12 protein-coding genes are annotated in these 13226 nt (G+C 67.7%); 6 read left to right on the top strand and 6 right to left on the bottom strand.

Annotated features, from left to right (window positions below; translation table 11 throughout):
- The first annotated feature begins 31 nt into the window (after window positions 1-31).
- From fdhF to PSEST_RS18995, 3 genes are read left to right on the top strand one after another with little or no spacing between them, the layout of a single operon-like run.
- On the top strand, window positions 32-2128 hold the full coding sequence (fdhF, locus tag PSEST_RS19005) for a formate dehydrogenase subunit alpha (protein WP_015278558.1): 2097 nt from the start codon (window positions 32-34) through the stop codon (window positions 2126-2128).
- The gene (locus PSEST_RS19000; RefSeq protein WP_015278557.1) at window positions 2115-3122 is read left to right on the top strand and encodes a 4Fe-4S dicluster domain-containing protein; all 1008 of its coding nucleotides are present in this window, start codon (window positions 2115-2117) and stop codon (window positions 3120-3122) included. Before fdhF ends, PSEST_RS19000 begins: the two co-directional genes overlap by 14 nt.
- Window positions 3119-3946, top strand: coding sequence for an FAD/NAD(P)-binding protein (locus PSEST_RS18995; protein ID WP_015278556.1), 828 nt, complete (start codon window positions 3119-3121; stop codon window positions 3944-3946). Before PSEST_RS19000 ends, PSEST_RS18995 begins: the two co-directional genes overlap by 4 nt.
- Window positions 3947-3977: 31 nt before the next feature.
- Here PSEST_RS18995 and PSEST_RS18990 read toward each other — a convergent pair whose 3' ends face one another.
- From PSEST_RS18990 to PSEST_RS18980, 3 genes are all read right to left on the bottom strand, one after another.
- A complete protein-coding gene (locus tag PSEST_RS18990) occupies window positions 3978-4457 on the bottom strand; it encodes a BCAM0308 family protein (protein ID WP_015278555.1) in 480 nt (159 codons plus the stop codon).
- Window positions 4458-4621: 164 nt separating this feature from the next.
- Window positions 4622-6994: a putative bifunctional diguanylate cyclase/phosphodiesterase gene (locus PSEST_RS18985; RefSeq protein WP_015278554.1), complete on the bottom strand. Its 2373-nt coding sequence runs from the start codon at window positions 6992-6994 to the stop codon at window positions 4622-4624.
- Window positions 6981-8066 (bottom strand): ABC transporter substrate-binding protein, encoded by a 1086-nt coding sequence (locus tag PSEST_RS18980; RefSeq protein WP_015278553.1) that lies wholly within the window; start codon window positions 8064-8066, stop codon window positions 6981-6983. The genes PSEST_RS18985 and PSEST_RS18980 overlap by 14 nt, the downstream gene beginning before the upstream one ends.
- 201 nt (window positions 8067-8267) lie before the next feature.
- Between PSEST_RS18980 and PSEST_RS18975 the strand changes: the two genes are divergently transcribed.
- From PSEST_RS18975 to PSEST_RS18965, 3 genes are all read left to right on the top strand, one after another.
- Entirely contained in the window at window positions 8268-8936 is a 669-nt protein-coding gene (locus tag PSEST_RS18975) for a phosphoribosyltransferase (protein ID WP_015278552.1), read from the top strand.
- Window positions 8933-9586 (top strand): dienelactone hydrolase family protein, encoded by a 654-nt coding sequence (locus tag PSEST_RS18970; RefSeq protein ID WP_015278551.1) that lies wholly within the window; start codon window positions 8933-8935, stop codon window positions 9584-9586. Before PSEST_RS18975 ends, PSEST_RS18970 begins: the two co-directional genes overlap by 4 nt.
- Before the next feature lie 114 nt (window positions 9587-9700).
- Window positions 9701-10129 (top strand): DUF2628 domain-containing protein, encoded by a 429-nt coding sequence (locus PSEST_RS18965; RefSeq protein WP_015278550.1) that lies wholly within the window; start codon window positions 9701-9703, stop codon window positions 10127-10129.
- Here PSEST_RS18965 and PSEST_RS18960 read toward each other — a convergent pair.
- The 3 genes from PSEST_RS18960 to PSEST_RS18950 are packed head-to-tail and all read right to left on the bottom strand — an operon-like array spanning window position 10124 to window position 13079.
- Window positions 10124-11149 (bottom strand): ArsA family ATPase, encoded by a 1026-nt coding sequence (locus PSEST_RS18960; protein ID WP_015278549.1) that lies wholly within the window; start codon window positions 11147-11149, stop codon window positions 10124-10126. The two genes, PSEST_RS18965 and PSEST_RS18960, sit on opposite strands and share 6 nt — an antisense overlap.
- The gene (locus tag PSEST_RS18955; protein WP_015278548.1) at window positions 11140-11406 is read right to left on the bottom strand and encodes a cory-CC-star protein; all 267 of its coding nucleotides are present in this window, start codon (window positions 11404-11406) and stop codon (window positions 11140-11142) included. The genes PSEST_RS18960 and PSEST_RS18955 overlap by 10 nt, the downstream gene beginning before the upstream one ends.
- Window positions 11403-13079: a carbon starvation protein A gene (locus PSEST_RS18950; protein ID WP_015278547.1), complete on the bottom strand. Its 1677-nt coding sequence runs from the start codon at window positions 13077-13079 to the stop codon at window positions 11403-11405. Before PSEST_RS18950 ends, PSEST_RS18955 begins: the two co-directional genes overlap by 4 nt.
- Between the last annotated feature and the right edge of the window lie 147 nt (window positions 13080-13226).

Here is a 13226-nt window from a genome sequence, read left to right as displayed (position 1 = left end):
TCGCCGCCAGGGGTAGCCAGGGAGGATTCTCATGCAGGTGGTGCCGAGCATATGCACGTTCTGCGGCGTCGGCTGCGGGCTCGGCCTGCGCGTCGAAGGTGGCCGCGTGGTGGGTGTGGAGCCGCAGCCGGGGCATCCGGTCAGTGCCGGGCAGCTATGCGTCAAGGGCTGGGCCAGCAGCTTCGCCGTCGATGTCGGCAACCGCCTGCGCACGCCGCTGATCAAGGAGCACGGGCGGTTCCGCGAAGCCAGCTGGGACGAGGCGCTGGCGCTGGTGGCCAGCGAGTTTCGCGCCGCGCTGGATACCGCTGGGCCGAGCAGCGTCGGGGTGATCAGCTGCGCCCACGCCACCAACGAGGATAACTACGCCGCGCAGAAATTCGCTCGCGCGGTGCTTGGCACCGCCAATATCGACCACTGCGCGCGCATCTGCCACAGCCCTTCGGTGGCGGGCCTCGGCCGCAGCCTGGGCTCGGGGGCGATGACCAATTCCATCGCCGACATCGACGAGGCCGAGCTGATCCTGGTGATCGGCGCCGACGTCACCGAGAACCACGCGATGATCGGCGCGCGCATGCTGCGGGCGCAGGCCCGTGGCGCCCGGCTGATCGTCGTCGATCCGCGGCGCACCCGGCTGGCGCGGCTGGCTGACCAGCACGTGCAGCTGCGCGTGGGCAGCAACATCGCACTGCTCAACGGGCTGCTGCACATCATCTTCGCCAACGCCTGGGAGGACCGCGACTTCCTCGCCTGCCGCTGCGACAACGAAGCGGCGCTGCGCGCCCATGTGCGCGAGCTGACCCCGGAACTCACCAGCGCGCAGACCGGCGTGCCGGTGCTGGCGCTGATCGAGCTGGCGCGCGCCTACAGCCAGGCGCGGCGCGCCTTCATCGCCTACGGCATGGGCATCACCCAGTTTCAGAGCGGCACCCATAACGTCATCGCAGTGGCCAACCTGGCGCTGGTCTGCGGCCAGCTCGGCCGGCCCGGCACCGGTGTCAACCCGTTGCGCGGGCAGAACAACGTGCAGGGCGCCTGCGACATGGGCTGCCTGCCGGACGTCTACCCCGGCTACCAGAAGGTCGCCGACGCCCAGGTGCGCGCCAAGTTCGCCCGTGCCTGGGGCGTCGCGCAGCCGCCGGCGCCGGGGCTGACCTCGCTGGGCATGAGCGAGGCGGCGCTGCGCGGCGAATTCCGCGCGCTGCTGGTGCTCGGCGAGGAACTGGTGGTGACCGACCCGGACCAGCACAAGCTGGCCCGCGCGCTGGCCGCGCTGGACTTTCTCGTGGTGGTCGAGCTGACCCTCAGCGAGACCGCGCGCTTCGCCGACGTGGTGCTGCCCGCCGCGTCGTTCGCCGAGAAGGACGGCACCTTCAGCAACTGCGAGCGGCGCATGCAGCTGCTGCACAAGGCCGTCGAGCCACCCGGGCAGGCGCGCGCGGACTGGCAGATTCTCGCCGCACTGGCCGAGTGCATGGGTTACGACGGCATGCGCTGGGCCAGCGCCGAGGAGGTGTTCGCCGAGATGGCCGCGCTGGCGCCGCCGTTCAGCGCCATCAGCCACGCGCGTCTCGAGCAAGGCGGCGGGCTGCAATGGCCATGCGACGCTGCGCATCCGGCTGGCACGGCGATCCTCCATCGGCAGTGTTTTCCGCGCGGCCGCGCGCAGCTGATTCCGGTGTCGCAGGTCGAGCCGGACGAGTGTCCGGATGCCGACTATCCGTTCTGCTTCACCACCCAGCGCCTGCATTTCCACTACGGCGGCGGGGCGATGACGCGCAAGTCGCCGCTGCTCGAACGGGAGACTCCCGCCGGCCTGCTGTTCATCCATCCGCAGGATGCCGCCCGGCTGGGCCTGGCCGAGGCGCAGGGCGTGCGCGTGGCGTCGCGCCGCGGCGCGCTTGAGACCCGCGCGCACCTCACCGACGACGTGCCGCCAGGCACCGTCGCCATGCCCTACCACTTCCGCGAGGCGCCCTGTAACCGCCTGACCAACAGCGCCCAGGACCCGATCAGCCATATGCCGGAGCTCAAGGCCTGCGCGGTGGCGCTGACCCCGCTGGCGCCCGGCCAGGCACCGCATAGCGAGCTGGAACGCCCGCAGGAGGCCGAACATGCAGGCCCATGAACTGGACAGCCCCGAGCGGCTGCGCAACCACCTGGCGCGCGCGCGACAGCTCTACCAGCCACAGCCGGACGGGCAGGGCGCATTGCGCTGGCAGCCGCTTGCGGACCCGGCGCAGCCCTTCGCGGTGCCGGCCGAGCCGCCGCTGTTCTCCGCCAAGGCGTTCTTCTTCGCCGAGCGCGAGGCGCAGTTTCGCTACGAGAACGGCCAGTTCATCCCGCTGCTGCCGCAGGTGCGCCCGCAGGTGCTGTTCGGCCTGGCCGCCTGCGACCTCACCGCGCTGGCCTACCAGGACCGTTTTTTCGCCGCCGACCCGCATTACCAGGCGCGCCGCGCCGCGACCCTGCTGGTCGGCCTCGATTGCGCGCAGAGCTGTCGGCAAGGCTTCTGCGCGATTATGGATAGCGGCCCGGAAGTGCGGCCGCAGACCGCCGACCTGATCCTCTGCCCGCTGGGACGACGCTGGCTGTTGCTCGTTGCGTCCGAGCGCGGCGCCGCCGCACTGGCCGGATTGACGCTGGCTCAGGCGCCGGCGGACTGGGCGCAGCAGCGCGACGCCCAGGCGCTGCAGGTGGCCGCCGAGCAGGGCGAGCAGGCCGAGATCGCCCTCGGTTGCGCGGCGCTCAATGGCGAAACCGTCGACAGCCAGACCTGGGAAGCCTTCGGCCTGCGCTGCCTGGGCTGCTCCGGCTGCACCTCGGTGTGCCCGACCTGTTCCTGCTTCGCGCCCTTCGTGCAGGCGCAGCCTGACGGCGCCAGTGTGCAGGAGCGGGTCTGGGATTCCTGCCTGTACCAGGGTTTCCAGAAGGAGGCCAGCGGGCACAACCCCAGCGCCACACCGGGCCAGCGCGTGCAGCGCTTCTGGTACCACAAGTTCGGTGACGACTTTCGCCAGCGCTTCGGCCGCGACGGCTGCGTCGGTTGTGGGCGATGCGATGCGGTGTGCCCCGGCGGCATCGGCGTGCACCAGGTGATGAAGAGGATCGGCCAGCCATGATCGACCTGACCCCACGGCCCATGCGCCTGCTGGAGTGCTACGACGATGGCGAGGCGGCGCGGCATTTCAGCTTTGCCGTCGAGCCGCTGGCCGACGAGCCGGTGGTGCAGCCCGGGCAGTTCTTCATGCTCGCCGTGCCCGGTGTTGGCGAAGCGGCGTTCACCTATGTCAGCCCGCCGGATGCCGAGGGACGCTTCAGTGCACTGATCCGCCAGACCGGCACGCTCACCGCGGCGCTGTTCGAGCTTGAACCGGGGGCCGTGCTCGGCTATCGCGGGCCGTTCGGCCGCGGCTGGTCGCTGCCCGAACCCGGCGAGCGATTGCTGCTGGTGGCCGGTGGCTGCGGGCTGGCGCCACTGGCCGGGCTGATCGACGCGGCTGCCGGCGAAGTGCAGCTGATCTATGCCGCGCGCAACCGCGCCTACCAGGTGCTGGCGCAGGAACGGGCGCGCTGGCGCGGGAAGCTGACGCTGGTCGAGACGCTGGACCAGGGCGATGACGGCCGGCCGCAGGGCAATCCGCTGGGCGCGCTGGAGCAGGCACTGACCTCGGGTGCGGCGCCGTCACGGGTGTTCTGTTGTGGACCGGAGCCGCTGATGTTGGCGGTAGCACGCCGCTCCATTGACCATGGTCTGCCGGCCAGCCGGGTCTGGCTGTCACTGGAGCGGCGCATGCATTGTGGGGTGGGGTTGTGTGGGCATTGCTACATCGGCAGCAGCTACGCCTGCATCGACGGGCCGACCTATCGCTACGACGAATACCTGCACCTGCTGGCGGCCAGCGGGCAGGCTGCGGCGACCTGCATGCCGCCGCAGCCTTGCTGAGGCAAGGACCGGCTACTGCCGCAGCGTCGGCTCAGCCACGCTGCCACTGCACGTCGACGTAATACTCCTCGCCGTCGTAATGGATTTTCAGATCGCCGTCATAGGCCGCTTCCAGCGCGTGGCCGATGCGCTGCGCCAGATGCAGGCCGGTGGTGGTCACCCGCAAGCCATCGGATTCGTCGCTGATGGTCATCAGACGCTCGAGGGGGTGTTCGCTTTTCTCCTTTTCCTCGGTGTTGCGGATCAGCCCGCAGAGGTCGTCGGCGTGGGCTTTGACGAAGGCACCGCGCAGGCTGATCGTCCCTGCCGGGACGTTTTCGGCGATGCGCTGGCAGGCCGGGCATACCGCTTCCTGGGCAGTGCTGGCGTCCACCAGGCCGTGCCAGGTCCAGCGTCCGGCCTGGTAGGCGGCGCCGCACTGCGGGCAGAGGGTGTCGCTGCGCTGATGCCAGGCCTTGAGATAGGGGTCGTGATGTTCGGGTTGGAGAAGCTTGTCGCGCGTCTTGTCCATGGCGAAGGCACTCGATGAGTGGAGGGTGCCCTTGCAGCGTAGATCAGCCCGGTCCGCTCTTCCGCCGTTCCAGGCTTGGGATTGTCGGTTGCGATGATTTGTCGCGCATGGCGCCAGGCTGTGATGGCGTGGATGTGCGGCCGGAGCGCCGCGGCGCTGGTCGTTCAGATGGGTTGCGACGCCACGCGCGGCGCCCGCTGTTCCAGGCGCAGCGCAGCCTGGGTACGGTTGCGCACCGCCATCCAGTCCTCCAGTGCAGCGAGCGAGCGCGGTGGCGAGATCAGGTAACCCTGGAACAGGTCACAGCCGGCCTGCAGCAGCGCCGACTGTTTGTCCATCGTGTCCACGCCCTCGGCATTCACCCGCTTGCCTTGCGCATGGCAGAACGCGACCAGGGCGCTCAGGCTCTGCTGCATGTCCGGCTGTGTCAGGCGGGTGATGATCGCCATGTCCAGCTTGATGGTGTCGGCTGGGTATTCGAGCAGCTGCTGGATCGAGGTGTAGCCAACGCCGAAGTCGTCGATGGCGACGCGGAAGCCGGCGCGCCGGATCGCCTGCACCACGTCCATGGTGCCGGCGCAGAGTTCGGCGGCGTAGGTTTCGGTCAGCTCGATTTCGATCCTGCCCGGCGCGACGCCGTGATGCGCGGCCCGCTCGAGCAGGTAACTGCAGATGCGGTCATCCGCGAGCTGCGCGGACGAGACGTTGATCGCCAGGATGACCTCGGCGCCGAACAGCTCGACCAGCTTGGGATACTCGGTGAGGGCACGGTCGATGACCCAGTTGTCGATCCGTGAATGAAGCCCGGCGCGCTCGGCGATGGGAATGAACTCGCCAGGCGATACCGTGCCCAGAATTGGCGAATGCCAGCGCAGCAACACTTCGCAGCTGACCACGGTGCCTTCGCGATTCAGCGCCGGCATATAGACCAGCCGCAGCTGGTCGTCGCCATCCAGCGCCCGCAGTTGTTCTTCGATCAGGCGGATGCGCTCGTTGCGCTGCTCCAGCTCGCGGCTGAATGCCACCGCGGTGCTCTTGCCCTCGGCCTTGGCCTGGTACATGGCGGTGTCGGCGCGGGTCAGCAGCTGGGTGATCGAGTCCGCATCGTCCGGGTAGCGCGCGGTGCCAATGCTGACACCAACCGGGTAGAGCCGGTCTTCCAGGCGAAAGCCGCCGCGGCAAAGATCGAGCAGTGCCGCGCACAACTCATCGACCCCGCCGTCGCCGGCATCGGTCAGCAGCAGGATGGCGAACTCGTCACCGGACAGCCGCGCAAAGGCCACGTCCGTTTGCGGATGGTCCAGCTGATGGCGCTTGAGCAGGCCGCGGACGCGCTGGGCGAAGATTCGCAGCAGCGTGTCGCCGGCATCGTGACCGTGCTGGTCGTTGACCTGCTTGAAGTTGTCCAGATCGAGGAACAGCAGCGCCAGGCGCCTGTGGGATTGCAGGCAGCGCTCGTACATGGCGCTGGCGAGCACGCCGAAGTGCGCGCGATTGCTGATCTGCGTCAGGCTGTCGGTCCAGGAGATGACCTGGATGCGCTCCAGCGCTTCGGTGTTGCGCTCGTGCAGCGTCTTCATGTTGACCGTCAGGCGACCAATCTCGCCGCCGTCGGTGGGCTCGTCGAGTGCGGTGCGCTTGCTTTGCAGCAGGTCGGTGAGCTGGTCGTCCAGCTGGCTGATGGGGCCGGTGACGTAACGGCGAATCAGCCACAGCAACAGACCGATGGACACCAGGCAGATCAGCGAACCGCCGGCGATAAAGGCCAGCGCCAGAGTCTGCAGGCGCTCGGCGGTATAGCTCGCCGCCGGCGTCAGCCGTGCATGCAATGCCGGTGACAGCTCGATTGCAGCAGACAGGCCCGACTCGACCGGCAGCTGGTGCAGCTCGATCTCGACCGCGGCGCCGTATTCCTCCTCCAGGCTGCGCTTGAGCTTGAGAAAACGCTCCGGGCGCACCGCCAGCTGCACGGCAAAGGCTTCGCTGCGCTGACTCGGCAGCGGGCGGCTGCTGCTGGCCGGCAGGATGAAATCGGTGTCGAGCAACAGCGGTCCGCCGTCGGCGTGCGCGACATAGCGAGTCGCACCGGGGCGGGACGAGCGTCTGGCTTCACCCACGATCTGTCGCTGGGTCTCATCCATCGAAGCGAATGGCGACAGGCTGCTCTCGAAATAGTAGGCCGGCTCGCCATCGGGCTGCAGCACGGCAAAGGAGACGAACGAGAGCTCGGTGTTGGACAGTGAACGGATGCTCTGCTGAATACGCAGCCCGAGCGTGTCGTTGCGAAAAGCGGTGTCGGATTCGCGCAGGAACAGCAGCAACGCCTCGCTATCCATGATCGAGTAGAGCACGCTGCGACTGAACGCCTCGTAGTCGAGATAGGCCGACTGCAATGCCAGCAGCTGCTGCTCCAGGCGCGCCTGTTCCAGGCCCAGCAGCGAGGCGCGCTGGGTCAGGTAGGCGGTGGTCGATGCGAGCAGCTGGATGATCAGAATGACCGGGAAGATCACCAGCAGCGCGCGTTTACCGAGCGTCATGGGCGTTGATCAAGGCGCTGATGATGCGTCTGCGGGTCTGCGTGGCTTCCAGCGGCCGCATCTCGTAGACCTGGCTGCGCGCCAGCACCTTCTCCGCCGGGTAAATCGTCAGATCATTGCGGATCTCCTCGGGCAGCAGCGCCTGAGCGGCGGCGTTCGGTGTGGCGACACCCAGCTCGGCAGCGTTCAGCACAGCGATATCCGGCCGGTTGAGGAAGTTGAGGAAGCGATAGGCCAGGGGCTTGTTGCGGGCGATGCTCGGCACCGACAGGCAGTCGACCCAGAGCAGGGTGCCTTCTTCGGGCACTACGTAGCGCCAGGGCTCGCCCTCCACCCCCTCGACCTGGTTGAGCACTTGCTGGTCGCCGCTGTAGGCCAGCGCCATATCGGCACGCTCGAGATGGCGCTGACTACGCAGCGCGGTAATCACGTACTCGTAGGTCAGCACCGCCTCGGATTGGCTGACCAGCAGTTCGAACGCCGCCTTCAGCTCGTCATTGTCCGAGGTGTTGATCGAGTGCTTCAGCAGGAGCAGCGGACTGGCGAGGATGTCCTCGTGGTCTTCCATCATGATGATGTGCGGTTCGTCCGGGCGTGCCGGTCTCAGCAGGTCGGCCCAGGAGTGCGGTACGAAATCCAGACGGTCGCTGCGATAGGCAATGCCCAGCGTGCCCCACAGGTAAGGCACGCTGTAGCGCCCGCAGCTGTCGCGCCAGCGCGGCGCTGCACGGTGCAGCTCGGCCAGGCTGGGCTCGTCGAGCGGTTGCAACAGGCCGCGGGCGCCGAAGCGGGTCGAGCTGATCAGCTCGGTCAGCGCTATATCGATCTGGTGGTCGGGTTTGGCGAGAATTTCGTCGCGCTTGTCGCCGCTGTCGAAATAGACCTGTCTGATCTCGACACCGGTTTCGGCCTGCCAGCGCTTGATCACCGCTTCGCTGAGATATTCCTCCCAGGTGAGCAGCGTCAGGGTTTCGCCTGCATGGAGCGAGGTGGACGGCGATAACAGGCCAAGCAGCATCACGAGCAGGGTGCGGGCACGCCAAAGCGCCGGTTTCTTGTTGTTGTGGGGCATCGGCATCTATCCATCGGCTGGCACAGGATAGTGGCACTTTAATGGCGCCATATAGTCGGCGGCAACGCTTTTGTCGTTCCCCGCTTTATTCGTCCGATCGACGGTGGAGCGGCCCTGGGTTGTTTCGCCGCAGGTGGCCTACCGTTGGCCGATTATTGAGCCAGACTCCTAACAGTCAGCAGTTACGCCGAGGAGCCTGCCATGACCCTGAAGATTCCTTTCCCCGATCGAACGCAGGCTGGTGCGGCGCTGGCAGAGCGCCTGGCACAGGAGGGCAGCTGGGAAAACGCGCTGGTCCTGGCGCTGCCGCGTGGCGGCGTGCCGGTGGCTTTCGAGGTGGCGCAACGCCTTGGGCTGGAACTGGACATTCTGGTGGTGCGCAAGCTCGGCACGCCGGGCAATCGCGAGCTCGCCATGGGCGCCATCGCCAGTGGCGGCGTACGGGTGATGAACGAGGACATCCTGCGCTACGTGCACGTCTCCAAGGCCGAAATAGATGGAACCGTCGCCCAGGAGACCCATGAGTTGCAGCGCCGCGAGCGGGCCTACCGTGGTGATCGGGCACCGCCGGCCATCGTCGGGCGTGCGGTGATCCTGGTCGACGACGGGCTTGCCACCGGCGCGACCATGCGCGCCGCGGTGCAGGCAGCGCGTCAGTGTGGCGCGAGCAGCATCACCGTCGCCGTACCCGTGGCTGCGCCGGACAGCGTCACGCAGCTGGAGCCGCTGGCCGACCGCATCGTCTGTCTGCATCAGCCTCATGATCTGTATGCCATCGGCCGCTGGTACGAGAACTTCGATCAGACGCCGGACCGGCTGGTCGTCGAGCTGCTGCAGCGTGCCTGGAACCGGGGAGAGCAGCCCGCATGAGCCAACCGACCTCGACACCGATGCGCTTCACCCTGGGCAAGGCGCGCCTGCATGGCGACCTCTGCGTACCGCCTGACGCCGCTGGCCTGGTGGTCTTCGTGCACGGCAGCGGCAGCAGCCGGCACAGCCCGCGCAACCAGAGCGTGGCGCGCTATTTCAACGAGCTGGGCCTGGCCACGTTGCTGTTCGATCTGCTTACCGCCGATGAGCAGGCGATCGACGAGATTACCCGCCAGCTGCGTTTCGACATTCCGTTGCTCAGCCAGCGTTTGAGCGGCGTGGTCGATCAGCTGGGCAACGAGGCGGACCTGCGCGAATTGCGTATCGGTCTGTTCGGCGCCAGTACCGGTGCCGCCGCGGCATTGATCACCGCGGCGTCGCGCCCGGCGGATGTCGCCGCGGTGGTGTCGCGTGGCGGTCGCGTCGATCTGGCCGACCAATCGCTGGCTCGGGTCAAGGCCGCTTCGCTGTTCCTCGTCGGTAGTCGCGATCTGGAAGTGCTGGAGCTCAATCGCGAGGCCGCGGCGCGGCTGCACTGCGTGCATCAGCTGCAGGTGGTGCCCGGCGCGACCCATCTGTTCGAGGAGCACGGCACTCTGGAACAGGTGGCGCGGCTGGCCGGTGACTGGTTCGTGCGGCATCTGGTGTGACCGTTGCAGCGGGTCAGCGCCCGGAAACTTGCGGCGCAGCACGTGGCGGGCACGTCGGATTGGCACTGGCCAGCGGCGGGCGCGATCATGGGCGCTCGAAAACAAGGAGGTTTCATGAGTACCCAGAATCCCTACGCACCCCCGCTTGCCCCGCTGACCGGTGCTGAGGCGGGCCGGATCGAAGCGCTGCCCGTTTCCGACAGCTGGAAGCGACGTTTCCAGGCCATCGCGCAGGCTGGCGGCCCGCGCCTGCCCGCGTTCAAGAGCCTGTCCGCAGCCGAGCGGCGCCAAGCCATGGCCTTCAACATCCTCGCGTTTCTGTTCGGGCCGCTGTACTACCTGGCCAAGGGCATGTGGCGCAGGGCGCTCAGCTATACGCTGCTGGCGCTGGGCGCGGTCACCCTGATCATCATGGGGCTCGACGTTGTGGGCTACGGCGACTTCGCCCGCTTCCTTGCCTATGGTGTCGCCGGCGTGTTCGCCATGCGCGCCAATCTCGATTTCTACAAGAGCCAGGTGCTGGGCGACAACGGCTGGCTATAGCGCGGCCGTTGCACCACCCAGCCTATGGGCGAAGGCCGCCAGTGCCGCTTCGCCGACCACATCGCCGGGCAGCAGCGGCAGTTCGAGCAGCGGCAGCTGCCCCAGTGCCTGGCGCAGGGTGGCGAGATGCTGTTCCTCCAGGGCGTGGCGTTCGGCGAGAAAGCTGCCGGCGTCGGCCGGCGAGCGCTTGTTCACCACCAGCGCGCCGACCGGCGTGCCGGCGCGCTGCAGCTGTGCGTGCAGCTCGATGGTTTCCAGCACGGGTAGACGCTCGGCGGCGAGGACGATGACGAAGGCGCACCGTTCGGCGTCGCCAAGCACCTCGCGCAACCGGTTGAAGCGCTCGCGGCGGCGGTCGAGGATGCTGCGGATGCGGATGCGGATGCGGATGCGGCTGTCGCGGTCCTGCTCTTTATTTTCGCCGCCGTGACCGAGGATGGATTCGCCGAAGCCGCGATCATCCTGGCCGAGATTCTTCAGCACCTGGGCAAAGCGTGAGCCGCGCTCCTGGCGCCGCAGCAGGCCTTCGGTCCAGGCCGCCATCATCTCCGGCAGGGCCATCAGCCGCGCGGTGTGCCCGGACGGCGCAGTGTCGAACACCAGCAGGTCGTATTCGGCCAGGCCCTGGTCGACGGTTTCAGCGATGCGTTCCAGCAGCGCCGCCTCGTGCATGCCCGGGGCATCGCGCGAGAGCGCCATGTGTTTGTCCACTTCGCCGGCCAGGTGCGCCGGCATCAGCTTGCGCAGAGCGGCGCCGACCTCATCGAGGTGCTGTTGCACGGTGAGCTCCGGGTCCAGCTCCAGCCCGTCCAGCCCGGGCGCGAGGCGCACCTTCTGCGGGCCCACCGGGCGGTGCCAAAGGTGACCGAGGTTGTGCGCCGGATCGGTGGAGACCAGCAGCACGCGGCGACCGGCCTGGGCCTGGGCGAGCGCGGCGGCGGCAGCCACGGTGGTCTTGCCGACGCCGCCCTTGCCGCCGAAGAACAGCACGCGCCGCTCGGCAGCGAGCTCTAACAGCATGCGATATGGTCCAGCGGCGACTGCTCCATGCCCATGCGCCGGTGCCAGTCATGGAAACGCTCGTAAAGCGCCGGCATCAGCTCCAGGGTGTACCAGGCGGCCGGGTTCGGCACGCCGAGGGTTTCGCTGAATACCAGCAGCATGAAAAGGTTGTCCTCGTCGCGTCGGGCGCGGGCGAAGGTGCGCCGGTAGGGCGCGACGTAGAACTCGCGCAACCCCGCCGAAACCTTGCCGAGAATGCTCAGCGGCTCGCTCACGGCTGCGCCTCGAAGGCCTGCTCGGCCGGGTCGCGGCCCTTGCGCATGGCAATTACCGCTTCCAGGGTCACCCACAGCGCGGCGATCAGGATGATCACGTCCATGCCCAGCAGCAGCCAGTTTTCGGCGCGGTAGAACTGGCCCATCTGCACCAGCAGCGCGTAGATCGACATGGCCAGCAGGAACACCAGCGGCACCAGGGTGTACAGCGGCGAGCGGCCCAGCTTGATCAGGATGACGGTGATCACCGCCAGGGTCAGGCCGGCCAGCAGCTGATTGGTGGTGCCGAACAGCGGCCAGATGACCATGCCGCCGGTGCCATCGGAGCCGGCGCCAAAGGCCAGCGCCATGCACACGCCGACGGCGATCAGCGTACCGATCAGGGTATTGACCTTCATTCCGGCCAGTTCACCGGCTTCCTGGATGACGAAGCGCTGCAGGCGCAGGCCGGTGTCCATGGTGGTGCCGGCAAAGAGGATCGCCATCACCGCGAGAATGGTTCCGCCGAGCTCGGCCGGCAGGCCCAGGCCGTTGGCCAGCAGCGTGCCGCCGCCCTGCACGAAGGCGGTGACGCCGCCACTGCCGAAGGCGGTGTAGACCTGCTGCCAGTCGGTCAGCGTGGCGAAGCCGGCGGTGCAGCAGATAATCGCCGCCAGCGACAGCATGCCTTCGCCCATGGCGCCGAAGTAGCCGACGAAGCGGGCGTCGGTTTCTTTATCCAGCTGCTTGGAGGTGGTGCCGGAGGCGACCAGGCCGTGGAAGCCGGAGATCGCGCCGCAGGCGATGGTGACGAACAGCAGCGGCACGATGCTCGGCGTGTCGGCCGGCAGTTCCTGGTTGAACGCCGGAGCCACCAGCTCCGGTGCGCCGAACAGCACGGCCAGATAGAGCAGGCCGAGGCCGACGAACAGCTGCAGGCCATTGATGTAGTCGCGCGGCTGCAGCAGCACCCACACCGGCAGCAGCGAGGCGATGGCGGCGTAGACGAACAAGAGCAGGATCCACACCGACTTCGCCGACAGGCCCATGATCTCGTCCGGCAGGGCGACCGGGTACTGGTTGCCCAGCAGGATCAGCGCGTAGAGCACGATTACCCCGCCGAGCGACGGCCAGAGCAGCTTCATGTTGTAGCGGTAGATCATCTGCCCGATCACCAGCGCCACCAGAATCGCGCCCCACACCGGGATCACCGAGGTCGGCGTGGACACCAGCAGGTTGGAGATCACCGCGGCGAAGGCGCCGTTGACCATCAGCAGCACGAGGAAGATCACCACCAGAAACAGGCTGCGCCCGCGAGCGCCGATCAGCCGGCCACTGAGCATGCCCACCGATTGGCCGCGGCTGCGGGCGCTGGCCCAGAGTGCGCCGAAGTCATGCACGCCAGCGAAGAAAATGGTGCCGAAGATCACCCAGGCGAAGGCCGGGCCCCAGCCCCAGATCACCGCGATCGCCGGGCCGACGATGGGCGCGGCACCCGCCACGGAGGTGAAGTGGTGGCCCCAGAGCACGAACTTGTTGGTGGGCACGTAATCCACGCCGTCGCGCATGGTATGCGCCGGCGTCAGGTAGTGGGGATCGAGACGGTAGATCCGTTCGGCGATGAACTTCGAGTAGAAAACGTAGCCCAGCGCCATGGCGATCAGGCCTACCAGCAACAACGCAATTGCACTCATCTCGGATTCCTCGGCGTGCCGCTCGCCGGCAGCTCAGCCCTGTTTTGCCCTCGTGGGGTGATTGTTATGACCGGGCGTCCACACCGCGGCCTCAGGGAGGACAGACCAGCCTCGCGCACGGACGTTCCGCCCGAGTTCCGGGTGCGC

The sequence above is a fragment of the Stutzerimonas stutzeri RCH2 genome (assembly GCF_000327065.1).
Classification (GTDB): domain Bacteria; phylum Pseudomonadota; class Gammaproteobacteria; order Pseudomonadales; family Pseudomonadaceae; genus Stutzerimonas; species Stutzerimonas stutzeri_AE.
This window is presented reverse-complemented; position numbering and strand designations above follow the sequence as displayed.